The sequence below is a fragment of the Geomicrobium sediminis genome (assembly GCF_016908595.1).
Classification (GTDB): domain Bacteria; phylum Bacillota; class Bacilli; order Bacillales; family Marinococcaceae; genus Geomicrobium_A; species Geomicrobium_A sediminis.
In genome coordinates this window covers 1-25084 of record NZ_JAFBEC010000009.1, presented here as the reverse complement: position 1 = coordinate 25084, position 25084 = coordinate 1, and the positions used below count along the sequence as shown (strand labels likewise).

Sequence of the window (25084 nt, the reverse complement as noted above, 5' to 3'; positions counted from 1 at the left end):
TATCTCGCTTCATATGGGTGATTTTAGGTAGTTGCATTCAGGATACTAGATTGACGGCAAAATGTAGAAAATCCTTGACAGGAACAATGTATTTCTCTACTCTTAAATCGTAATCATTACTATTTGAAAGGGTGTTTACTTGGATGGGGAAACCATGTATGATGATCATGATTTCCGGCATAGCGCTTGCCGGTTGCCAAGGGGAAAGCTCGGGTAATGAAAGGGAAGAGGATTCTTTACAGATTCACACGACGGTTTTCGCTTTGGAAGACTTTACGTCCAAAATCGGCGGCAGAGAAGTCAATGTCGAAACCATCTACCCGCCGAACGCAGACGCGCATTCCTTTGAACCGACAGCCAATGAGTTGATCCAACTCGCGGAAAGCGATGCCTTTATCTATTCCGGCGTAGGCATGGAGGGCTTTGTTGAAACAGCCGAAGATATGCTCGCCGATGAGGATGTGGCAATGGTCCGTGCGGGCGAAGGCATTGAACTAATTGCTAACGTTCATGATCATGAACAAGAACAAGATTACGAAGATCACGAGGCTGAACATGAGGATGGCGACCCACATATTTTTTTGGATCCGGTCCGTAGTATAGAAGTTGCGGAGAATATTAAACATACACTTGTCGAGTTGCGGCCGGAACAGGAAGCTTATTTTACGGAAAACTATGAAGCACTACGAGATGATTTGGAAACGCTCGATCAAACGTTGAAAACGACTTTTGCAGAGGCCGATCGTGATAAGTTGATTGTCTCCCATGCTGCTTATGGCTACTGGGAAGATCGTTATGGATTAGAACAATTGAGCGTTCTAGGTCTTTCCCCTAATGAAGAGCCGTCCCAATCAAAGCTTGTCGAAATCGTCGAAATCGCGGAAGAAGAGGATATCGGATACGTCGTTTTTGAAAATAACGTGAGCAGTTCCGTCACCGAAGTGATTCAGGAGGAAATCGGCGCAGAAAGCCTGGTGCTTCGAAACTTGGAATCGATTTCCGAAGAAGACAAGGAGAATAATGAAGACTATTTCAGCATAATGGGAAAAAATATTGAGACGTTGGAGACGGCTTTGAACAAGTAGGGGGAGCGCTTGGAGGGGGCTTCATTTGGAAAGTCCCTTCCCTTTTCCAGCGCATCTGAGAAAGGCATCTTTCCAATTCAAGGTGCGCCGGTTCCTCGTTTTTGAAATAAAAATAAGAAGTACCCATTAAATGCGGGCTTAAAGAATGTGAACTGAGATTGATTACAACAAAAAATGCCTGCCATTTAGGGGAGATTAAAAAATTCTAACGGACGAAAAAAGGGCTGATTACCCCTATAACTTTTTGGCAAAAGGAAACAGCCACAAAAACCAGCATTGATGCGGTTTTTGGCTGTTTTTGTTCATCTTAACTGCAAAAGTTAGGAATATTCCTGCTTCAAAACATTTGGAGCATCTTCTTGCTATTTGTCTTCATTCTTACCTCTTCTCTATTTCTTTTTCTTTTTTTTATTCTTGTTCTTTTTCTTCGGTGAATCATCGGATAAATACCTGATCCTAGATAAGCCTGTTTTTCTTCGATAAATGATAGTGATGACAGCACCGACAATTAAAACAATGGAAATGACTTGTGCAGTACGAAGCACGTCAAAGATCATTAAACTATCCGTTCGCAGCCCCTCAATAAAGAATCGACCAAATGAGTACCAAATGACGTAAGTGAGAAAAAGTTCACCACGTCTCATATTGACTCTTCGTAAATAAAGAAGAATTCCAACCCCAGTGAAACTCCAAATGGACTCATACAAAAATGTAGGGTGATAATAGCTGCCATCAATGAACATTTGAGTGATAATCCAATCGGGAAGCATAAGATTTTCAAGAAATTGTCTTGATACTTCCCTACCATAGGCTTCTTGGTTCATAAAATTGCCCCAGCGCCCAATAGCTTGTCCAAGTAAAATACTTGGGGCTGCAATGTCTGCAACTTTCCAGAATGAATAACCACGTTTTTTCGAAATGACATAACCAGTAATGACGGCACCAATCAGACCTCCATGGATCGCTAGGCCACCTTCCCAAATTGCAAATATCTGACCTGGATTCTCCAAATAATAATCCAATCGAAACAAAACATAGTAAAGCCTTGCACTGACTATTGCAATTGGAACCACCCAAATGAGTAAATCTATAAAGAAGTCTGGGGGAAGTCCCCGCCGTTTCGCTTCACGGTTGGCTAAAAAGTATCCAAGAAAAGCGCCAAGCATGATAATAATGCCATACCAATAGATTGGCCAGCCAAAGATTTCAATGGCAACAGGATTTAGTGGTTGTGCTGATAACAACATATTTTTCACTCCTCTTTATCGTAGTCATTTAATCAGCTAATGAAAAGAGCAATATCATTGATTTTTCAAACCTTAGTAAATTTAATGTGATCCCCTCGTGGCATGGAAAGTGCTGGCGAGTATTTCGAAATCAATACATTTTTCTTAAGGGAATTTTTCTTCCATATGTTCCTATTCTCCAAAGCCATTCAAAGGGACCGTAATAGAACTTTTTCAACCATAGGTAGCTAAAAATCATTTGTACGGCAAATAATAAAACACCTACACTAAGGGCGAAAATATAACTGGGTTCTGCCCAAATCCCGACACCTTCAAAAATCGACCTACCACTTTGTGTAAACAAACTAACGAATATAAGAGACTGCATAAGATAATTAGTAAAAGTCATTTTACCGACCGCAGAAAATAGCAAAAGTGAATTTGTTATCATTGATCTGCTCGTATCCCAAAGAATAATGCTTATTATCGCTCCAATGGTTACAACAAACGAGTAAAAATTATACATATTATTCAATAAGAATGTATCTACTTCATAATAAAAGCCTATTTTTCCCACCAAACCAACAGTAATAAAAATAAATGCAATGAACCACATTAGCTTTCTACGTTCTGCTACTAGTGAAAATAATTTTTTCTTATATACGTACATTCCAAACAAGAAAAAGCCCAAATGATTTACCATAGAAGAAAATTCAATAATGAGATACTCGGTTCCCGTTAGAGATTTTGCTGGACCTAACAGGTTTTTAAGCCATTCCTCCAGATCAAGATTATAAGATGTGAAGGAGTTGAGAACATCCATACCTACCGCCATACCCAGCCAAAAAACCAATGCCAACATAAGTAACCATTTCTCAGGCAGCTTCATAAACAATAGTAGAACAAAGCCTGCCATGGCATACATAAGCAAGATGTCACCTGCCCAAATGTAATACCCATGAATTGCCCCAACAAAAAAGAGCAACAACAGCCTTCGTAATAACGTTGGGTGTGGATTAAAGCCTTTAGCTTGTAGTCTTTCATAGATAAGAATTAGACTAATTCCGAACATAAATGCAAACAGTGGCCTTGCGCTATCTCCTAATAGGATTGATAGAACATCTTTAACGAATTCATTTAATGGAGTCTGATCTTCAGTCGCTACTGAAGCAAGCCCGGATATATTTACTAAAAAAATTGCTAATAAAGCAATTCCGCGCATTTGGTCTAAAATTTCTATCCTTTGACCTCGGGCTCCATTCTTGAGTGTGGCCATTTAAGAACCTTCCTCCCGAAAATGTATATGTTAGACTCTCAATAACTGATTTATACAATCTAAAAAACTAGGACTTACTTTAAAATAAAAATGTGGAGAAATAATGGAGATTTTCACTTTGTAAAAAGAATGTGATTTAATACTAGAACACACTTGGCCATAAGAGGTTGTGACGAAATTATTAATGCTTGAATACATGGCGTTGAATTTAAATTGTAAGATTAAAATAATGTGGCTATAATGAAGAAGCCATTCATACAGTGATATGGGGGATATTCGACTTTTTAGGGGGATTCAGTATAAAGCCATTTCAGCGAATGAAAGCCCATTTTCAATTATATATTGCGAACCTTGTATAATTATTTATTTGTTTTTTACTCCTATTTTTTACCGAAATAAGTACTCATCGAACATTCCGCACTATAATAAGGAGCTCTTTTGTGTTCAAACCTCAAATTTTTACTAACAGGAATGCTCCTATAAATAAAGTGGTCCATTAAGTACCCCAGACTTCTTAATTCGTAATAAATAGTGGTAACCACTTTCATGGCTACCCCCTGACCAAACCACGTGCCCTACTAAGGCATACGGCTTACCAACGTGTTCACTCACGTTTATTTCACACTTTTCATTGTGCATCTTCCATTCCCTTACCGCAGTAACGTAACGGTTATCATTACACACTATAACAAGTGCGAAGCCACGAGGTCGTCTCCCTTCCGTTCACAAGGTGTTTGGTCACCTTCCTACTCCCGTACTATGAAGACATCTGATTTTTCTACTCCTGTCAACTGTGGTTTTAAAATACAGTCTCGACGTTTATAAAAAGGTTGCGAAGATTTACCCCTTTGGATAATCACTTATAAATATAAAATCCCAGTTGCATTAAAACTGACAAATCTATGAAATGTCTATTTAGGACCAAACTCGAAATGTTATATTATTTGTATATATGGAGAAACCATTAGTATATATTTGATTTAAGGAGTGGGTTTTCTGTGAAAAAAATAGCAATGATTCTTGGCAGCTCAGTCATGCTACTTGCTGCTTGCGGCGGAGAAGAAGCAACGGGTGAAGGAGATGAAGCTGAAGGAGGTCAAGAATTTACATTGGAAGAACTTGGAGAATATGATGGGCAAGATGGAAACGATGCTTATGTAGCGGTTGATGGAGTCGTTTACGACGTTACAGATGTTGACGAATGGGAAGGCGGAGAACACGCTCCCGCTGGTGGATTAGAGGCTGGTGAGGACCATACTGAAGAAATAGAACAAGCTCCACATGGGACTGATGTATTGGAAGACTTGCCAACTGTTGGTACACTTGAAGAATAACAAGAATTAGTTGAAGTTTAATCCCTATGGATAAGATAATTCCAAAGGGTATTTTTTAGGGAATGTTCCGCAATTGCACCCTTTATATTATGAGTTCAATCAGAAATGAAATGACTGTTCAAGAATAGAGGCGCGATTGTTGAAGATCACATTAGAAAGTGATCAAACTTTTTATAAAAATTTAGCCATATTCCATAAGAAAGAATCCATTTTGATCAATCTTTTTTTATTAAAAGTCAAGAAATTTCTTAGAATCTATTGTACTACATAGATTTCTATTTGATGTCAGACATTATATAGTATAAAAATAAGGGTTAGAGGAGCATATTAGGAATCGCTCCACCTATCCTTTTTGTACTACAAATGACTTCATTTACTACAACAAATTGAGAATTTTAATGTCTTATTCAACAATAGCGCCCGATTATTGAATATCCTATTGAACAGTATCGTTGTACTGCGTAATAAAAAGAGTCACTTTCATTACCTTTTTATCCATACTAAAAAAGGCTCCCAATTGGGAACCTCTTTTATCATCCTGCACAACAAGATAATTTCGATACATCTTTATCAAAGGTAAGTGCAGCCAGCTTTAATCCTTCTGCCATTGTTAAATATGGTGCAAGGCTTTCTTTTAAATCCTCAACAGTTAAACCAAATTTAACGGCTAATGTCGCTGCATAAATCACATCACCTGCATTTTCAGATACGATATGAACCCCAAGGACTTTTAATGTTTTCGCGTCAGCAACTAGCTTGAAAACACCTGTTGTTTCACGATTTACAATCGCTCTTGGAACGGCATCTAAAGGTAATACAGTGGTTTTTACTTCATAGCCTTTTTCTTTTGCTTGTTCCTCTGTTAAACCAACCGTTGCAATCGATGGATTTGTAAATATCACACCAGGAACAACCGATAAATCTAATTTTTTATTTAATCCACCAATCGCATTATCCGCAACAAGTCCACCTTCATAGGCTGCTACATAGACAAATTGAGGTCCTAATGTTACATCTCCTGCTGCATAAACCTTTTCATTACTTGTTCTAGCATAATCATTTATCAGGATTTCTTTTCGTTTTCCGACTTCAACCCCTGCTGCACTTAAATTTAAAGAATCCGTATTTGGTTTTCTTCCTGTTGCAACAAGTAACTGCTCTGATTCCACAACTTTTTTCTTACCATCTATTGTTACATGAACCTTTTTTAGCTTTCCGACTTGTTCTACACGCTCAAGAGTTGCCCCTTTGACAAGGTTTATACCTTGTTCAATTAACGCTTTTTCTACTGCTTCTGAAATCTCTGGGTCATACTCTTTTAAAAGTCGCTCACTTCTTTGCATAAGTGTTACTTCTGAACCTAAATTATGAAACAGTTGCCCAAGCTCCATTCCGATATATCCTGAACCGATAACCGTTAATCGCTTTGGCACCTTTCTTAATTCAAGTAGTGTTGTACTTGTTAGATAATCCACTTCTTCAAGTCCTGAAAGCGACGGTAAAGAAGGAGAAGCCCCCGTTGCAATTAAGAAACGCTTTGCTGAAAGTTTCTTCCCGTTAACTTCAACTATATTTTCATTAACAAACTTTGCTTCACCTTCAATTAAATCAAAGCCATATTCATCAATTAAATCAACATATTTTTGATTCCTAAGCTCACTCACTAATTTATTTTTCTGCTTAATTAGAGGTGCTAATTCCACTTCTCCAGCTGAAGTTTGCAAACCCGTAAATGAGTTAACTTTTGCTAAATGATTGATTTCCCCAGCTCTAAGAAGTGTTTTTGATGGCACGCAACCAATATTTACACATGTTCCCCCAACCGTTCCACGCTCAATCATGCCTACTTTTGCCCCGTATTCAATTGCTTTAATCGCAGCCGAAAAAGCAGCCCCACCAGAACCAATGATAAGTAAGTCATAATCTCCATCATCACCCAACACCACATTTTCTTGTGGTGAAACTTCTTCTATTTCTCCTAGTTGATATTTTGCTTCATCAATTGCCTTTTTTACAATTTCAACCCCAATATCATCGGATAATTCAAATACTGCTTCACCACGACGAAAGCTAGCTTCAATATTTCTAGCACCTATTTTTTCAAGTGCTACAGCTACATGCTCTTCACAACCCGTACAAGTCATTCCTTGAATATTTATCTTGAATTTATTCATGTAGTCATCCTCCTGTTTTATCTTAATTTTTCCTACTTTCTTATCTCATACCCTAAATCAGTAATTACTTTTTCAATTTCATCTAAACTAATCTTTGATGAATCAAATGTAAGTTGAGTTTCTCCTGAACCTTCAACCTCTACATTTTGAACATCCTCTAAATTGGAAACGGCGGACCTCACCGTAAATGCACAAGATACTCAAGTAAACCCATCTATTTTAAACGAAACAGATTCTAAATTTTCCGATGAGTCTGTACTTGTTTTAGAACTATCTTCAATTGTTTCTTGACCGCACCCAGAAAGGATGAAAACCGATCCAAATACAATGAACAGATATATTAAATATTTCATCATGCCTTATATCCCCTGACTAAATAATGTATAGATAAGCATTGCTCCAGAAACGATTGTGCTAATCCATAACAACTTTTTCGTTTTCTTCTTTGAACTATTTTTTTGTTTCCATACAAGTAAATGAGCGATAGAAAGCATAATAACCGTAATAACGATAAACAACATTCGATATGGAGCAAACGTAACTGCAAGTGTTCCAGCTAAACCACTTAGACCAAGTGGTATCAAAATCGCTAAGCCAATTCAACATAGACTAGCTAAAAAAGCTGAAAACATCGAAGCAATTGCAACAACTCTTTCTTTCATTTTTTACATCTCCTTATTTTTATTTGATTTTTCATATTTAGAATAAGCATAAAAAGTTAAACCAAGAAAAACGGCTAAAACAGGAATCAGAACATAATCCAAATAGCCTGTTATCGCCCCTAATCCAACAGCACCTAATAAAATAACTAATATAGGTGTAGCACAACATAACAAAACAACAAATGTACCTATCAATCCTGCAATAAAGGTCTTTTTATGTTTCATAAAAAAACTCCTTTTGTTACTGCTCAATCAATGTTTCAATTATTGGGCAGGCATGTAATTGTTTTTCATCTGGACATCGCCTTTTTAAATCTTTTAACATCGTTTCAATTCGCTTTAAATCCTCTATTTGTTTTTGAACTTCCTCTTCTTTTTTAGATACAAATTCAAACATATCTTCACAGCGAACTTCTTTATCTACAACCCCAAGTAATGTAAAAATTTCACTTAAAGAAAAACCAAGCTCTTGCATTCTTTTAATAAAACCTACCCGCTTCACATCTTCATCTGAATATATCCGATAACCAGCATTTGTTTTTAATGGTTCTTGTAATAAATTCTTTTTTTCATAATATCTAATGGTCTCTTTATTTACTCCACACTTTTTTGCAAATGCACTTATACGATAACTCATTTTTTCACCTCTAGGAATATAATAAACCGCGTACCATAGTACACGGTCAAGGATAACTTCATTATGTATGTTTTCTCGTTCAATATTCAACTGATAGTTGTACTCTAAATAAAAAGAGATCTGTTTCTATTTATGAGGACAGAGTTAAAAGATACTTTAAAAATATTTTTGTTTTTTAAAGTTATTGCATACTAGGCACGTTTAAGCATCCACTATTTCCGCTACTTCTTTGCTAATGACATTCTTTCTAAAACAATTATTTATTGCGCAGTATTAAGTCTACTACGCAATATAAGAGTTATTCCACAATCTGGCCCGATTGTTGAATAACACTATTTATCCAAAACAACAAATTTTACGAAAACAGCCTTTAGAAAAAGTTTTTACAACAACATTTACTTAAACGATTCAAAGAAACTCGTAACCCATTTTGTATTATTTTCTGCAATATATTCTTCTGCGAGAATTAGCCTTTGGACAAGTTCTTCCTTTGTTAATTTCATATATTTCCTTCTCAAATTATCAGGATTACGACTAGGTTTTATTTTGGAAAATTCCAAATCCTCTCTGGAAATGGAATGGTTAAACACTGTATTTTTGCTATTCTTTTTTTGTTTATAAGTTTTACTATGTTGCTTGTAATACTCATATAACTCTGAGTTTGTACGAATGGTGTTTGGGTGAATTCCTTTCCCTTCGGGGTCGATTTCTTTCGATTGTTCAGCGATTGTTGTATATGTAATCGGATTACCATTTTTAATCAATTGATCAATTGATTGTTTGCCTATTTGAACTGAACGATTACTACGCATTTGATGACTTTCTTTTAGCCAAACTGGTTCATTTTTTGATTTGAATATCTGGCTCATACTTTTGTTCCTCCCTATACTTTTCAATAAGTTCTATTTCTTTTAACTCAGTACGAGCGTGTTTTCGCATCGCTTTTGCTTTTTTCACTTCAACCGTTAAACCCATTGCGCTAAATCGTTTCTCCATGTCTTTTGATAACTCAATAACTTCCAATAATTCGTGTTTCTTTTCAGGTTCAGGAATTTTTGCTTGGCAACCTAAACACGCCATTTTAATTGGACAGACGTGATCAGTGACACAAGTTCCTCCGATAACATTATTGAACACACCAACTTTTTCTTTATATTCTTCAAGTTCTTTTTCAAGTTCTTCAGGATCTCGCAACACAGCCTCATCAATATCTATATAGTCAGATATAACATCGTGCAAATCACTGACTGATTGAGCTATTTGACTCGGTGTAGGCTCAGAATAATAACCAGTTACGCCTATATCTCTTTGGTGTAATATCTTTGCTACGATGTCTATTGGTAACTTTTGTCGCTGAACAGCTTCGGTGGCAAAAGCGTGGCGTAAAAGGTGTGTTTTCACTACAACAACTTTTCCTTCTTGTGTTTCTATATGTTGACCGTGTAATAAAAAACGAAGAGATGCCCAAATCGTAAATTTATGAAATGCTTGATTGTGATACTGAAAAAAATAAGGTTTAGCATCAGGGAATAGATGTTTTCGTTCATCACGATATTTAACGCTTGGAATTTTATCTGTGTTGTAATGAGTTTGTAGCATCAAGCGAACCGATTGTAGTATTTCCATTGTTTGTTTGCTGATATAAAAAGCTTCTAATTCGTCACGACCTTTTGGAATAGCGTAAAAAAAATATCTATATTTATTATCTACCTTTACAGTTTTGATGCATTCACTAGTGTAGCTAATTTGCAAGAATTCATTTATTCTAGCACCAGTTGTAGTACATATATCTAATGTCAATAAACCGAAGGTTGCTGCTGCATAAATAGGCTCTACATCAAACAAAATGCCTTCAGCTTTGTCTTGATGGAGAGAGACAAATTTACTTGATGTGAGTATTCCTTTATGGTTGGATTCAAAGGGTACAGGGTTACTATTAGAATTAGCTTCACCATATCCCCACGAAAAAAGAAAGTCTCGTTTCTGTTTTAACTCATCATCACACGAATTTTGAAACCACGTTCCAATAAGTTTATTTTCAAATAGCTCAGTGAACCATAGTCCTTCTGCCTCCTCATCATCTTTCAATCGTTCTGCTTTGATAAACTCCACGAAGTAATGATTATTTTCTTCTGAATAATAGCTAGTGCGGTTGATTGCTGATTTTATAGTCGCTGATTTAAAATGTTGTTGATGATTTAATACAAACGAAGACCTGTCCCACAGACGAAAATAAAAGCGTTCACCAACCCGTTCAGGTTCATCGTAATAGTAATCTAAGGGAAGAATTTCATTTAATGTTTTAGCTTGCTCACAGGCTTTTAAATAAGCATCCCGCAGTCGAGTTATTTGATTCCAGCGAAAGTGTCCTTCTGCTCGGATTTGAGGAAGTAAAGGCACAATAGCGTCCGTTTCACTCTTACGAGTGTTTCGAGCTTGTTCTTTAGCTGATTTTGTAAAAGTAAAATCCCTTGAATCGTAAGATGGCATTTGAAATAGAAACTGTTCAAAATAATATTGTTGTTCTTCAGGGATTTTCGTTGAAACCCATTTTTTTGTTGCATAAGAACAACTTCTATAACTTGATAAAAACCTAGACCTCATATTATCCGAGTGTTCTTTAAAAAAAGAACCCTTAAAGTATTGGTACATATGCGTTTCGATATTGAGTTCTTTCATTTTCGTTAAATGAAAGTATTTAAACAAATTACATAATCGTGGGTTAATATCAGCGAGTACTTTATAAATTGTCCTAACATCTGTATTTTTTTCAAAATAAACTATAATAGCGAGGAACATATGATTGTTCCAAGGCTTGTCTACCACCTTATTAATATAGTATTTCAAATACTCTTCGTTCATTTTATCCAAAACAAAATACTCTCTAGCATCACGAAAATGCAAAAGTTTTTCATCAACTTTACCTAATAATTGCTCGTAAAAAGGTGATTGAGGTTTAAGGGTTGCTACAACCAATATACTCACTCCAATCCATCTAAAAATTCTTGTAGTTCAGATTCTATTTCAATATCCTTATTACTTTCTATAACAGTTAGGGTAGGGGTTTTCTTTCGGTTGTGTTTCGTTTGCTCTATATACTCTTTTTCTAACTTTGCCATATTTTCTAACAATTGATCGTGAGCTTCACGATGTTTTTCTTCATCAAAATAATGTTCGTAAACCTTTATGGTATCTGCATTTTTCCACTTTATGTACTTGATAAGTTCATTTGTCCTTTGTTTAATTTCAGCTTCTGTTTTCGAAGTGTTATATATCTCTCGTAATCTCGTAGTAACAAACCAGTGCCTTGTTTTATGTGGATTTAACTTAATCTCGCATTCTTCTATAGCTCTGCTCCAGTGGTAATACCAAGCTTCATACGAAAAGGGTGTACCTAGTTCCGTAAGAAATATGGGAGCATCATTTGGCAATGAATTAAAAGTTCTTTGTAACTCGTCATACTTCACACGCTCATTATTGATGTACCGCATCAGCAACTTTACAGTGTCTTTGCTAAATCGAAGAAATTTTACTCTTTTACCGTGACTTCCTTTGTTAAACGCACTGACTTCTTGAAAATTTTTACGTGAGCGATAATCACCGATAGTTAATTCGATAACCTCTGATGCTCTTGCTCCTGTTTCAAAAAGCATACGGGCTATAACCAATTCCCTTAGTGACCAGTTTGCCTTTTTCCCTGCTTGATAGACCTGAGAAGGGAGATAAGGATCATCAATAATTTCGGGCTGCCACTCTTCGTTAATTAGCTTAAAATATGAATCAGTCAATCTTCTATATGGTGTAGCGTCTTCCGTTCCTGCTTCGGATGGCATTCTTGGTTTATCCTTTCTTGCACCTTCGGTTTGACTTTTATATTCATCTAGAATCGAATATGAATCAATTAAAGGATTTGAATAGTTGTACTGTTTTAATCGAATAAGAGATTTATAAAATGATTTCAACGCTGAGAGAAAACGATTTACCGTATTGGGGCTTTTGCTTGTTCGATTAACTAATCGAAAGGTATCCTTTTCACGAACTTTGCAATCCATCTCATTCATAAGATAATCTTCTACAGCTACTCGAATGGGTTCAGGAGGATCATTCCAATTAGCCCTTTTTCCTTGATAGTTACTATAGTTGTCTAGCCAACTAAAGAAAGGAAGAAGGCATTTCAAATACGAAAGTGCAGAGCTTTTGTCAATTCTACCTATACAATCGTGGTAATGATCCGTCAAAGGAAGAAAAGGCTCTCTTTCACCATTAAAGACCAATAATTCATAGCGACTTTCAATTCCTTTGGGGCAATAGTAATACTGATAGTTTCCCAATTAAATCACCTATAGACAGTTTTATATAAAAATTTTATTCTTTAAGCCAAACTACTTTCAAATTCTAGCTGAGTTAATTCGTTTAATCTTTTTCTTGATTTATTTTAATTATGAATTGGAGTTGGTTTACAATTTTCACGTATTGCTTTCCTGATCAACCCGTCAGGGTCTTTCACTTTTGTTGCTGATTGCTGCATAATAAGAAGAATCTCTAGTGTGCGTTTTATCCCTACTACGGAAAGGATAGATAAAATTTCATCTGTTGGGGTAGTAAGATTAACAGTTTGATAAGCCAGTCTGACTAACTCTGTTTCATTAAAGTCAGATTCCATTTTCTCGACTGGTTGTTCTGGTTTAGGAATAGGCAGACCCTTAGTTAATTCTAATAAATCCGATTCAACAATTCTCCAACCTTCTTTATCACTATTTCTGTATGAGTTTGGAAATTTACCTGATCGAATCCATCGCTTGATTGTTTCTTCGTGTTTTCCTAAGAGTTCAGAAACTTCTTTTACTGTAATATCCTTCAAAATAAACACCTCCTGGAAGAATTCAAATTAAGAACATATGTACCTATAATACCATTACTTTTATATTTCGGTAATTAAAGGTGTTGTAGTAGTATATGAGGTCATTTAGACGTCTAATATACAAAAAGTACACCACTATATACAAGTGATGTACTTAAATTTATATTTAATGTCTGACATTAAAGTTAATCACTACTCTGCCAATAAAAAGGTACATTCACTTATCCTTGATTTTACAGAGTATTTCCAAATGGGTTCTTTTTGTTTACGGTAATATACAGTTTTGTGAGATATTTTAGATCAAACTTTATTCAAAGCTAAACTTTCAATATTTTTCCAATGGCCCTTCCCCAACGGCCATACCACCACTAAAGTTGGTAACATCATCAAAACCTTGATCAACAAGAAATTCTGCGCTTTCGACCCCCATACGCCCTGTATGGCAAATTAAAATAATGCGTTTATCAGCGTTCAGTTCGTGATAGCGCTGTTCAAATTATAGGGTATAAGAATGGAATCAGGGATATGCCCTTCCTCGTAAAGCTCTTTTTAAAGCAAATCAACCAATTCAACAGTCTCATCACCAATCCCCGCCATTACCTCATCTTGATTAATTTCTTCCCATGCCTTACTCTCATCACCCTTAGATGGATTAATCTGTAAGAAGAAATACTAAGGTTACCGTCGCCAAAACAAAAAAGAACAAAATATCTACTACCCATTTATTTTCACCCCCTTTTCAACGGGACTTATGTAAAAAACACTGGATACCCCATACCTATGTACCTCACCATAATATTCACTATATTCATGATAATAAAACGTATTTAATCTCGCGGATCTACTCAATCCCCTTCCTATGACCATAACAGAAGTAATGAGGAAGACACTCCCTGAAATAACTCTAAGATATTTCAAACTTATTTACAAAGCTTCATTATCAACAAACAGGATAGTCGCGGCATCTATAACGATAAAGTTTTAATACTTTTCTATCCTCCACAGTTTTCACAAACATTTTATCTATACTAGTGCGCAACTGAAAAAAATAATGAGAGGGTTGAATAAAAGGTGAACGAACGTGCTCTAAAAAAACACATTACTTTGCTACTATTAACCGCTGTACTTTTATCTTTGTTTCTCTTTTTAAGAAGAGATTGGGATCCGATGCATGCCTGGAACCGCGCTTTTGCTGACATATCTGTTCTTTACATTGTTGCAATTCTTCTTCTTGGTTCATTTTCAAAGTTCAGAAATGGCATGAAATTACTGCTGCACTGGAGGAAACAGTTAGGAATTTGGGTGGCCATAACGGCTTTTGCTCATGTTTATATTATTTTTGACGGTTGGATTAATTGGGACTTCATGAGGCTATTCTTTGTCTTTAATCCCATGACAAATCGTTATGACATTCATCCAGGCTTTGCCATCGGTAACCTTATTGGCATCGTCGCTTTACTCTATGTATTTGCACTTTTCATGACCTCGAATAAAAAGAGCATAAAAGTTCTTGGTAAAGAGGGTTGGAAATACCTCCAACAACGTGTGCACATATATTACATTTTGGTTGTTCTACACACGATTTATTTCTTGTTCTTTCACATCCCATTACCCAATTTTGCTCGAATTCCATTTCTCCTCTTAATAGTTTTAGTATGGTTAGTACATGTCACTGGCTTCTTTAAGGTAATTTTGGAAACCAAACCAAAAAGATAATAGCAAGTCTTAATGGGTTCTATCCTTTAAATAGAAGCTATCAAAAAGATATGTAGATAACCCAGAAAACAGAGTCCTAGTATTCAAAAAATTTTCAGACCAAAAAACTTTTCAGGTCATTCCAAAAACAGTAGCAGGAAGCTTCGTGAAACTGAAAGCTTAGTAATGAATTAAAGCTGTTGTTTTTAATTTTGACAACAGCTTTTCTAACATGTATATCGTAAAAAGGGGTAAGCCAGAGGTGCGTGAAAAATAGGACATAGACCGCTAAATTCCTTTAGAATAGCTGTCTAATGGACAAAGGAATAATTCTACGCAGAATTTTTGTCCGTTAAAATGGGGTTCAAAGTGCAGTTATCCCTTTGTGAAAGCTAAATTTTATCGTAGAACACGATATCTACTCCATTTTAGAGCATTAGCTGATATTGTTTTACTTACTATGTCCTAAAACTACAGGTATCTCAGAGTATCCCCAAAAAGATCCTCTTACTAAGTTGACATCAAATAATTAACTCTTGTGTTTAGTCACTTCCTCTACCTCAATCATTAAGTTCCTCATAAATAAAACCCTGAAATACATCCGCAAACACATCTACACTTCGGTACACTTCCTCGAAATTGTTATCAATACCCCCAAATTCGATGACCATGGAGTTTGGAGACAAATCCTGATTATAGACTCCGTTAACCCCTTGCCCTCCACTCATGATAACCCCTCGGCTGAGACCTGGGAATTGATCTTCCAATCGATGATGAATTTCTTCCGCCATCGCTAGGTTTTTTTCATAACCTGGGTTTCCTTCTCCGATGACAAACATTGTACGTGCGTAGACCTCACCATTGATGGTAACTGTCGTGATATCTCTAGGTTGAGAGTCACGATGCAAATCAAAGAAAAACTCTAGTCCATCATATTCGGTTTTTGCCTCTAATATAATTTCACGAGACATCTCATAGGAACGATTATAAGGCCAATCTCGGTCATTTAATTTTTGCTGAATATCATGTTCTGCTACCTCTACTGGCAGCCCATGTTCGCGGAATTTACTAGCTAAATACTTTCCTACCTTTATGATATTTATCTCTGGGTGGGTAGCATCCTCTCTATCAATTTCTGGAAGAAAGGATTCACGGCTGTGTGAATGGATAATATGAATAAGTGGTTCTTCGTTATCAACACCCCATTTCATTCTTTCTTTTTCGTCCCTATCTCCATGTTGACTTGATGTTAATGCTTTTTCTTGTTGCACCTCAGGTGGAGGTGTGGATTCCATCGGCATTGTCGTAAAGTCCGTTCCTTCTCCAGCGATAACCAATGTATCATCAAAATTTGAAAAACCAGGTAGTTCCCGCCCCAAAAAAGTTCTCGGATCTTCAAGGTTAATGTTCGTCGTAAGCTCAAATGCTAAAGCTGCTAAATTTGGAGTTGAGGAATCATTCAATGGATCTAAATAGTAACGATTTTCGACTCCAAGTAAATGAACAAACCAATCGCTCTGCACCTGAGCAATCCATTGATGAAGAACGGAAGAGGAAAATCGAGTATGATTCTCCGACGTCGTTAGCATAGCAACAATAAAAAACACCATAACGATTAACGCAAACCCTGCCGTAATTTGGACATTTAGTTTTGAAGAACTATTTGTTTGATATGGCCCTCCCAACAGATTCTCCCTCCTTACACCCCCTATTCTATGAAAGCTTTCATCTATTAGAACAATCAGTTTATATAAACGTCTTTCGGTTGATAGATCAAAGGAATATAAGCATTAAAGGTTCCCTATCCAACCATTTACACTACTAAAGGTATTTGTGAATAAAAAATGGTAGAACAGTGACAAGTTTGTGTTCTTCACTTATACTTCTTATTTTGAAATGTAAGATGAAAAAAATTAAATACTAACGTTAAAAGAATGGTGGGTTTATATGAAGCAAAGCTATATCAGTATGTTTGGTTTGCTGTGTCTGATATTGCTATCTGGGTGTAACCTGGCAGTACTTGACCCGCAAGGACCGGTTGCCTCCCAACAAAAAGATTTAATTTGGTTATCCATTGTTTTCATGTTCATTATCGTTTTAATCGTCTTTACTTTACTTGTTTACTTTTTAGTAAAATACCGCGAAAGAAAAGGTCATGATGATTATGACCCGGATATTCATGGAAACAACAAGTTAGAAATTCTTTGGACAGTAATTCCAATTATTATTGTAACGATCCTTTCATTTCCAACGGTTATCACTATTTTTAATTTGGAAGAAGCTCCAGAAGCAGAATCAGACAGGGAACCCCTTGTCATTCATGCAACGTCTGCAAGTTGGAAATGGATTTTTAGTTATCCGGAAGAAGACATTCAAACTGTTAATTATGTGAATATACCGGTTGAAAGACCTGTACTATTTAAGCTTACATCCGCGGACTCTATGGCATCATTTTGGGTACCCCAATTAGGCGGTGAAAGTTACAGCATGGCGGGTATGCAAACAGAACTATACCTGCAAGCGAGTGAAGAAGGTACATATTCCGGCAGAAACTCAAATTTTACCGGTGAAGGGTTTGCGGACATGCGTTTTGACGTTCATGCAATTGAAGAACCGCAATTTGATGCTTGGGTAAAAGAGATTCAGGAAGGCGCACCTGAGTTAACCCAGGAGCGTTATGACGAATTCATGCTGCCAACACATGTAGGGGAGTATACCTTCTCCAACACACATTTGGATTGGGTAGATCATTCAACTGATGCAGAATATGGCTTAGATGCCCGTGAGCGTCAAGGGTACGAACCAGAAAACCCAAATGCTTCAGATAAAGGTACGCCCAGAGTCGGAGATGAAGAAGGGAAAGACAGTTAGGAACCATAAGAGATTGAGAGAATGACGACTCCTATGAGAGTTCTGGTCATGATCATTAATCCCCGTAATTGACGATAAAATTAAACCATGAGGAAGGGGATAGAGATGTGTCAATGAGTTGGGACGAATTTATAGTTACCGGCGATCCTTTTATTCTCGCTGCGCAAATATCCATAGTTATCACAACGATCGTCATTGTTTTTGGGCTTACCTACTTTAAAAAATGGGGATACCTTTGGAACGAATGGATTACAACTGTAGATCACCGCAAAATCGGAATCATGTATATTATCGCTGCAATCTTAATGTTATTCCGTGGTGGTGTAGACGCACTCATGATGCGTACGCAACTGGCAACACCAAACATGCAGTTTCTGGATGCACAAAATTATAATGAAATATTTACAACCCATGGAACGATTATGATCATCTTTATGGCGATGCCGTTTTTAATCGGGTTAATGAACGTTGCAGTACCTCTACAAATTGGTGCACGGGACCTGGCATTTCCATTCTTAAACAGCTTAAGCTTTTGGACTTTTTTTATGGGGGCCATGCTTTTTAACTTATCATTTGTTATTGGTGGATCACCTGATGCAGGGTGGTCAGCATACATGCCTCTGGCGTCAAATGATTTAAGTCCTGGTCCGGGTCAGAACTTTTACTTACTTGGACTTCAACTTTCAGGTATCGGGACACTTGCTACCGGTATTAACTTTATCGTTACGATTCTTAGAATGAGGACAAAAGGTATGACGCTAATGCGTATGCCGATGTTTACATGGACCGCGTTAATTACTTCAGTAATTATCATATTTGCTTTCCCTATATTAACAGTAGCTCTTGCTATGCAAACTTTTGATCGATTATGGGATACGGCCTTTTTTACATTGCAAGACGGTGGGATGCCAATGCTTTGGGCAAACTTATTCTGGTTATGGGGACACCCTGAAGTATATATTGTTATTTTACCGGCATTTGGGATCTTTTCAGAGATTATATCTACATTTGCACGTAAAAGGTTATTCGGTTATACAGCGATGGTCATTTCGATTGTTGCTATTTCAGGGTTAAGCTTTGTCGTTTGGGTACACCACTTCTTTACAATGGGTGCAGGGGCTATGGTGAACTCAGTATTCTCAATTACTACAATGGCAATTGCAGTACCTACGGGTGTAAAGATATTTAATTGGCTGGCTACCCTCCATAAAGGAAAAATTAGGTTTAGCGTACCGATGATTTGGACACTAGGTTTTATACCAAACTTTACGATCGGTGGAGTAACAGGTGTGATGTTGGCAATGGCTGCCGCTGATTATCAGTACCATAATACGTATTTTCTAGTTTCTCATTTTCATTACGTGTTAATTGCTGGTACGGTATTTTCTTGTTTTGCTGGGCTTATTTACTGGTATCCAAAGATGTTTGGTCACAAACTAAACGAACGAATTGGCCGATGGGTATTTTGGATTTTCATGATCGGTTTTAATATTACTTTCTTCCCACAGTATTTCTTGGGATTAGATGGAATGCCACGAAGAGTGTACACCTACATCCCTGAAGAAGGTTGGTTTAGCCTTAACTTTATCTCGACAATCGGGGCCTTCATGATGGGAATTGGTTTCGCTCTCTTGATTTACAACATTTACTATAGCTTCCGTTATGAGCAAAGGGAAACAACCGGGGACAGCTGGAACGGAAGAACGTTGGAGTGGTCAACTTCCTCTGCAATACCACCACATTATAATTTCGCAAAGCTACCTAAAGTCTCAGGACAAGATGCTTTTTGGGAAATGAAGCAACTCGGGGAAGACACGAATGAAATAAAACAATATGAAAAAATTCATATGCCAAATAACTCTGCGAATCCATTTGTTATGTCAGTATTTCTTTTTATTGCAAGCTTTGAACTAGTTTTTCCAATGGTGGATTATTGCGATTTTCGGGTTGATTGGAACACTTGCATGTATGACAGTAAGGTCGTTTATTAACGATGATGGCCATTACATTTCAGCAGAGGAAGTAGAAGAAACTGAACGTAAAATACGAGGGGGGAAACATCATGAAGTTTGAGCCTGAAGAAGTCAAAATAAGTGAAAACACCCCTTTAGAATATCAATCTCAATCAGGTCGATTTAACATTTTAGGATTTTGGATTTTTCTTGGAGCAGAAGTGGCCTTATTTTCAACGTTGTTCGGAACATACTTTGTTCTAATCAACCGAACCGCTTCTGCGGTCCAACCCCAAGAATTAATTGATCTAGGATTAGTGTTAATGATGACATTAGTTCTCCTTACATGCAGTTTTACTTGTGGGTTGGCCGTTCATGAAATGCGTTTGAATCAGAAAAAGAGAATGATTGGTTGGCTTGCTGTTACGATTACGCTAGGAGCCGTATTTCTCGGTCTTGAGATTTATGAATTCGTACATTATGTAAGTGAAGGTGCAACATTAAGTGCGAGTGCTTATTGGTCCTCCTTCTTCTTACTTCTTGGTACACACGGTCTTCATGTAGCGATAGGTATTATTTGGTTTATCTTCATCATCATTCAAGTAGTGATGAGAGACCTGAATACTATTTCTGCTTCCAAAGTGTTTATTGGTAGTCTTTATTGGCACTTCCTTGATGTTGTTTGGATTTTTATCTTCACAGGTGTTTACCTGTTAAGGTTGGTGATTTAAATGGCTGAAAAAAGTATGAGTAAAAGTCATTTTCCATGGAAGCATATCTTCGGTTATATTATGTCGATTGTTTTAACGGCCGTAGCACTGCTCATTGCACTTTATTCGAATTTTGCTGTAAGAACTATTGTTATCTTGATATTTTCACTGGCATTTGTGCAAGCAGCATTACAACTCCTTATGTTCATGCATATGACTGAAAGCAGTAATGGGAAAATCCAAGCAGGAAGCATGTTGTTTGCAGCATTTATTGCGATTGTGGTGGCTTTAGGTTCCTACTGGGTTTTAGAGTTCGGCATTCACCTTAATCATCATGAATAAATGTATGCACCCAAAATGGATCTAGATCTATTTTGGGTGTTTTGAATTTCCTGCGTGATGATTCAACCAGATGGTCCTTTGTAGTGTTCCGTTTGGGCTTTCCCTAGCTTTAGGAACCGAGAGTTAAATATTGCTACTTTAAAAAGCTGTGATAAATTTGTCATTGTTTCTCTATAAAAAAAACATATTATGCATGTACTCTGAAAGTACTCAGTCAGCCTCACTGAGTGTATGTACCCCCCTCTTATGCATACTCGTGGTAATGTCCCAGGGAATACTTCCCGAATGAAAACTGTCGTAAATTCTTTACGACAGTTTTCATGTTCTGTAAGTAAATTACATTTCCCATTGGCACTACACAAAAAGCATCAGTCCCATAAGTAGGGGTTAAGGTTAATCCTGTTCATCCAATTGTGATAAGGGTTTATCGCAATATAAAATTTTGAATAATTAAACAACTTAAGCGGCTTCCCAAAATTACTCGGGAACCCTTAACCTTTTTATTAGTCTGGGCAGAAAACTAGGGATCTGGCGTATTGGTTCGGAACTCTTACGTTGAGCTTTTGCAGTTTCACCTGGTCTTTATAGCGTAACTTTATCACTTAAATTCGTAGCTTTTCCCGCAATTCATGAATTATAATACATCTGTTGAAATACTTTTAGCGCATTTATCTGTTCTTGAATCGAGACATTAGTAGCATAATCCCACCCTTTTGATTCAATAAAATCACTATATCTGCTTTGTAATCCAAACTGTTGTAGAGCCATTTGTAAAGGTTAGTGCATAATCTTGTTGAATAGCCATCTCTTTCATTCCGTGCTTCAAAAGAATATGACGGTCAGCAGATGTTAACGCATCCCCATATTTTAGATTAATTTCGTGTTGCCCGATATGAGCTTCACCTTTTGACGATTCAATCGGAACCCCTGCTTTTGTCATCATGTTACGAATGTGACGATAAAACGGTTCATTTTTCGAGCCTTGGAGCAAACTATAATCTTCATTAAATTGACCTGCAATTTGTAAATCTCGATAGTCTTTCTTAAACGCTGACTCAAAACTTTCATTAAACAAATAAAACTCTAGTTCACTCACCATTTTCGGGAACAGACCTTTATCATTTGCTCGCTCAATTTGCTTTTTCAAAATTGACCGTGGTGAGATTGGCACGTCTTTACGTTCCTCGTTAATCACATCTGCAAACACTAATGCCGTCTTCTCTTGCCAAGGCAATACGTTTAACGTTGCCCAATCAGGTTCTGCAATCCAATCCCCATAACCTGTCTCCCAACTCATATAGGAGTACCCTTCAATCGTATTCAAATCAAGGTCCGTACCGAGTAAGTACGTACAAAACTTGGAACCGTGCACCAATTCGGTCTCTAAACAATAGTCTGCAGTTAATCGCTTCCCCATCAACCTCCCCTGAATGTCAACGAAGCCAACGATCAATGTATCCAGCTCACCCGTTTTCATCATTTCAAATAATTGTTTCCGGTCGATAGGACCATATGTACCTGCTACATCTACGTTATTCAAAGATTAACGCCTCCTCGTTTTTTAGCATCTTTATGCTTTTCTAGTAGTTCTTCATAGAATAGGAGACAACCTCTAATTATTTAAATAATCTTTCAATTTAACTTCACAAAAAAACCTGTAGTAAACGACACGTTTCGTTCACTACAGGTTTTCATTTACGAAACATTCAATTGCCATGAGACACCAAACCGATCGTTCAACCAAGCAAATTTCGTGCTAAACCCATAGTTGTCTGGAGGCATCATTGTAAACCCACCTTCACTCAACTTATTGTACAGTTGATCAAACTCTTCTAGAGATTCACATGTGATATAAATGGAAAACGACGGTGTAAAGTCAAACCCGTGAGAGATGTCGCTATCAATACACATAAACTCTTGATCTTTAATACGAAACGTCGCTTGCATGACTGTACCTTCTCGCGCGGGTTGATCTGAACCGTAGCGTGTAATCGTTTGAATTTCTGCATCATCAAAGCAATCAACATACAGATTCATCGCTCGTTCTGCGACCCCACCTTGAAACATTAAGAACGGCGTTGCTTTTCATGTCAAACACCTTCCTCTCTCGATAAATAATTCCGATTAACGCACATCACCTTCATCCGCATATTTATAAGTATACTTTATTAGGTGCTATGATAAACACGCATTACACCAATGAATACTAATTCGGTATACTAAGTCTATGTAACGAATGACTGGGGGGCTTCTATGTTTTTTTCCATCATGACATCTGTCATCTTGCCGATTTTACTGCTTGTGCTGATCGGTGCTTTTCTTCAGAAGAAGTTTTCCATGAACTTATCACACTTATCCAAGTTGCTTACGTATTGTTTAATGCCGGCTGCTGTTTTTCTAAACCTTTACCTCGTTGAACTTGATGCACAGTTACTGACGCAAATGATCGTCTATTTACTTCTTTTTTCACTCGTAACGGTTATACTTAGTCAACTATTATCGAAACTGCTACACTTAAAAGCAGGAGAGAAAGCCGCTTTAAACAACAGTATTACGCTCATGAATTCGGGCAACTATGGTCTTCCAGTCAGTCAGCTCGTCTTTAGCGGACAGCCAATTGGAATCACCGTTCAAATTTTCGTGCTCGTCTTTCAAAATATTATGACCTATTCGTACGGTTTATACAATCTACTCGCTGCTTCCAAATCACTTTTAGAAATTTTGAAGGCCTTTATAAGAATGCCTGTAATTTATGCCGTACTATTAGGGTTATTCCTGCAATATTTGAACGTTACTCTTCCTGATTTTCTAATGGTTCCCATCGAACATCTTGCAAATGGATTTGTTGCACTCGCACTGTTGCTGCTTGGCGCACAATTATCTGCAATTTCCATACGTTATTTCCATCGCGTCATTACATGGGCACTCTTAGGGAGGCTGATTGCCGGTCCTGTTATTGCCTTTTTACTTATTTCCATTCTTGGAATTGGCGGCGTGATTGCTCAGTCTTTATTTATTGCAAGCTCGTTCCCAACGTCAAGAAATACATCATCACTTGCGTTAGAATATAACGTTGAGCCTGAGCTCCATGCCCAAATTGTACTCTATTCCACGTTACTAAGTATTTTGACTGTCACGTTTACGATCTATCTTTCAACCATACTTTTTTGATTACGCCAATACTAACTGGTCAATAATGAAACGAAACACTTGCCTGTCAGATCTTCACAACTGACGTACAACAATGATCAATGTCAGCACGGCTTACCACCTACTAGAAAAGAGGGGCTAATTATGAACTTCCATAATGATGCAACGATTCATGTTTCACACGTATCTTTAAATGTGACAAACCTCGATCGTTCACTCTCATTTTATGAGAAAGTTATCGGATTACATACGCTAAATCGACAAGACAATGTTGCGCAACTAAGCGCAAACGGAAAAACTCCTCTTCTCGACCTTTATCAGCCTACCGATGCACAGCCTAAAGAGCCTCGAACGACTGGCTTGTATCATTTCGCTTTATTACTTCCGACTCGCAAAGACCTTGCACACATTGTACAACACTTTCAACGCATTGGTTTGCCAATTGCTTCCTCTGATCATCTCGTTAGCGAAGCGATTTATTTTAATGACCCTGACGGAAATGGTATTGAGATTTATGCGGATCGAGATGCAAAAGACTGGACGTGGAACGACGGGCTCGTCCATATGACAGTTGATCCACTTGATTTCGATGATTTACTCGAGGATGTAGAAGCCTCTACTTGGAGCGCTGTTCCTTCTAACACGGTGATGGGCCACCTTCACTTACACGTGGCCAACTTGCTAGAAACGGAAACCTTTTACACCGAAGGGTTAGGGCTAGACGTAGTCTCTCGCTTCTCGAACCAAGCGCTTTTTATCTCTGACAATGGGTACCATCACCATCTAGGCTTAAATGTTTGGAATGGTGTTGGTGCGAAGCCACCAAGCTCTCACAGTACCGGGCTTCGATTTTATACGCTTACCCTTCCTAATGAACAAGCACGCCAGGACATGATCACACGTCTACAGCGATTACAGGTTACGGTAAGTGATGATTTTATGATTGCTGATCCTTCTAACAATCAATTCCTCCTGCACGTTCCATCTTAAAAAAACGCACGCCGTCACAGGACGGGGTAGTGACCCCAAAAAGTTAGAGTTTGTTAAACAGCTGATTGGCTGGTTGATGTTCGATATTGAATCGGACTTTGACCAGCCAGTTTTAGTTT

General features: G+C 37.4%; 20 protein-coding genes and 4 pseudogenes. 9 read left to right on the top strand and 15 right to left on the bottom strand.

Annotation, left to right across the window (positions count from 1 at the left end):
* Window positions 1-158 precede the first annotated feature (158 nt).
* Complete coding sequence (locus JOD17_RS15060; protein ID WP_239575600.1) at window positions 159-1085, top strand: metal ABC transporter solute-binding protein, Zn/Mn family; 927 nt, start codon at window positions 159-161, stop codon at window positions 1083-1085.
* A gap of 389 nt (window positions 1086-1474) precedes the next feature.
* Here JOD17_RS15060 and lgt read toward each other — a convergent pair whose 3' ends face one another.
* Both lgt and JOD17_RS15050 read right to left on the bottom strand, forming a co-directional pair.
* On the bottom strand, window positions 1475-2332 hold the full coding sequence (gene lgt / locus JOD17_RS15055) for a prolipoprotein diacylglyceryl transferase (protein WP_204698739.1): 858 nt from the start codon (window positions 2330-2332) through the stop codon (window positions 1475-1477).
* A 130-nt stretch (window positions 2333-2462) separates the two neighbouring features.
* Window positions 2463-3587 carry a DUF418 domain-containing protein gene (locus JOD17_RS15050; protein WP_204698737.1) on the bottom strand — a complete coding sequence of 375 codons (1125 nt, stop codon included), beginning with the start codon at window positions 3585-3587 and terminating at the stop codon, window positions 2463-2465.
* A gap of 998 nt (window positions 3588-4585) precedes the next feature.
* Here JOD17_RS15050 and JOD17_RS15045 point away from each other — a divergent pair.
* Window positions 4586-4921: a cytochrome b5 domain-containing protein gene (locus JOD17_RS15045; RefSeq protein WP_338028811.1), complete on the top strand. Its 336-nt coding sequence runs from the start codon at window positions 4586-4588 to the stop codon at window positions 4919-4921.
* 533 nt (window positions 4922-5454) lie between these two features.
* On the opposite strand, the gene merA is transcribed toward JOD17_RS15045, so the two are convergent.
* From merA to JOD17_RS21740, 10 genes and pseudogenes are all read right to left on the bottom strand, one after another.
* The gene (merA, locus tag JOD17_RS15040; RefSeq protein ID WP_003322304.1) at window positions 5455-7095 is read right to left on the bottom strand and encodes a mercury(II) reductase; all 1641 of its coding nucleotides are present in this window, start codon (window positions 7093-7095) and stop codon (window positions 5455-5457) included.
* A 32-nt stretch (window positions 7096-7127) separates the two neighbouring features.
* Window positions 7128-7280 (bottom strand): annotated as a pseudogene (locus JOD17_RS21745) (heavy-metal-associated domain-containing protein); the annotation flags it as partial.
* A gap of 174 nt (window positions 7281-7454) precedes the next feature.
* Window positions 7455-7757 (bottom strand): mercuric transporter MerT family protein, encoded by a 303-nt coding sequence (locus JOD17_RS15035; protein ID WP_250634608.1) that lies wholly within the window; start codon window positions 7755-7757, stop codon window positions 7455-7457.
* 3 nt (window positions 7758-7760) lie between these two features.
* Complete coding sequence (gene merF / locus JOD17_RS15030; RefSeq protein ID WP_003322309.1) at window positions 7761-7982, bottom strand: mercury resistance system transport protein MerF; 222 nt, start codon at window positions 7980-7982, stop codon at window positions 7761-7763.
* 16 nt (window positions 7983-7998) lie between these two features.
* Entirely contained in the window at window positions 7999-8394 is a 396-nt protein-coding gene (gene merR / locus JOD17_RS15025; protein ID WP_003322310.1) for an Hg(II)-responsive transcriptional regulator, read from the bottom strand.
* 395 nt (window positions 8395-8789) lie between these two features.
* Window positions 8790-9263, bottom strand: coding sequence for a hypothetical protein (locus JOD17_RS15020; RefSeq protein ID WP_204698735.1), 474 nt, complete (start codon window positions 9261-9263; stop codon window positions 8790-8792).
* Entirely contained in the window at window positions 9235-11370 is a 2136-nt protein-coding gene (locus tag JOD17_RS15015) for a site-specific integrase (RefSeq protein WP_239575598.1), read from the bottom strand. Before JOD17_RS15015 ends, JOD17_RS15020 begins: the two co-directional genes overlap by 29 nt.
* 5 nt (window positions 11371-11375) lie before the next feature.
* Window positions 11376-12725, bottom strand: a complete 1350-nt coding sequence (locus JOD17_RS15010) for a tyrosine-type recombinase/integrase (protein ID WP_204698733.1) — start codon at window positions 12723-12725, stop codon at window positions 11376-11378.
* A 113-nt stretch (window positions 12726-12838) separates the two neighbouring features.
* Window positions 12839-13255, bottom strand: a pseudogene (locus JOD17_RS15005) (helix-turn-helix domain-containing protein); the annotation flags it as partial.
* Between the two features lie 325 nt (window positions 13256-13580).
* Entirely contained in the window at window positions 13581-13685 is a 105-nt protein-coding gene (locus JOD17_RS21740; protein ID WP_338028810.1) for a hypothetical protein, read from the bottom strand.
* Window positions 13686-14326: 641 nt separating this feature from the next.
* Between JOD17_RS21740 and JOD17_RS15000 the strand changes: the two genes are divergently transcribed.
* Window positions 14327-14971: a ferric reductase-like transmembrane domain-containing protein gene (locus JOD17_RS15000; protein WP_204698731.1), complete on the top strand. Its 645-nt coding sequence runs from the start codon at window positions 14327-14329 to the stop codon at window positions 14969-14971.
* A gap of 539 nt (window positions 14972-15510) precedes the next feature.
* On the opposite strand, the gene spoIIP is transcribed toward JOD17_RS15000, so the two are convergent.
* On the bottom strand, window positions 15511-16635 hold the full coding sequence (gene spoIIP / locus JOD17_RS14995; RefSeq protein ID WP_204698730.1) for a stage II sporulation protein P: 1125 nt from the start codon (window positions 16633-16635) through the stop codon (window positions 15511-15513).
* A gap of 262 nt (window positions 16636-16897) precedes the next feature.
* On the opposite strand from spoIIP, the gene qoxA reads away from it, so the two are divergent.
* The 4 genes and pseudogenes from qoxA to qoxD all read left to right on the top strand — a co-directional run bounded on the left by qoxA (window position 16898) and on the right by qoxD (window position 20825).
* Entirely contained in the window at window positions 16898-17821 is a 924-nt protein-coding gene (gene qoxA, locus JOD17_RS14990; protein ID WP_204698729.1) for a cytochrome aa3 quinol oxidase subunit II, read from the top strand.
* Window positions 17822-17928: 107 nt separating this feature from the next.
* Window positions 17929-19894, top strand: a pseudogene (qoxB, locus tag JOD17_RS14985) (cytochrome aa3 quinol oxidase subunit I).
* Window positions 19884-20504 (top strand): cytochrome aa3 quinol oxidase subunit III, encoded by a 621-nt coding sequence (qoxC, locus tag JOD17_RS14980; RefSeq protein WP_204698727.1) that lies wholly within the window; start codon window positions 19884-19886, stop codon window positions 20502-20504. The pseudogene qoxB and the gene qoxC overlap by 11 nt, the downstream one beginning before the upstream one ends.
* Window positions 20505-20825, top strand: a complete 321-nt coding sequence (gene qoxD / locus JOD17_RS14975; protein ID WP_204698726.1) for a cytochrome aa3 quinol oxidase subunit IV — start codon at window positions 20505-20507, stop codon at window positions 20823-20825.
* A gap of 730 nt (window positions 20826-21555) precedes the next feature.
* Here the strand turns inward: qoxD and JOD17_RS14970 are convergent.
* A complete protein-coding gene (locus JOD17_RS14970; RefSeq protein ID WP_204698725.1) occupies window positions 21556-22365 on the bottom strand; it encodes a type I glutamate--ammonia ligase in 810 nt (269 codons plus the stop codon).
* Between the two features lie 155 nt (window positions 22366-22520).
* Window positions 22521-22907 (bottom strand): annotated as a pseudogene (locus JOD17_RS14965) (VOC family protein); the annotation flags it as partial.
* A 171-nt stretch (window positions 22908-23078) separates the two neighbouring features.
* On the opposite strand from JOD17_RS14965, the gene JOD17_RS14960 reads away from it, so the two are divergent.
* Window positions 23079-23996 (top strand): AEC family transporter, encoded by a 918-nt coding sequence (locus JOD17_RS14960; protein WP_204698723.1) that lies wholly within the window; start codon window positions 23079-23081, stop codon window positions 23994-23996.
* A 123-nt stretch (window positions 23997-24119) separates the two neighbouring features.
* Window positions 24120-24965 (top strand): VOC family protein, encoded by an 846-nt coding sequence (locus JOD17_RS14955; protein ID WP_204698722.1) that lies wholly within the window; start codon window positions 24120-24122, stop codon window positions 24963-24965.
* The last annotated feature ends 119 nt before the right edge of the window (window positions 24966-25084 follow it).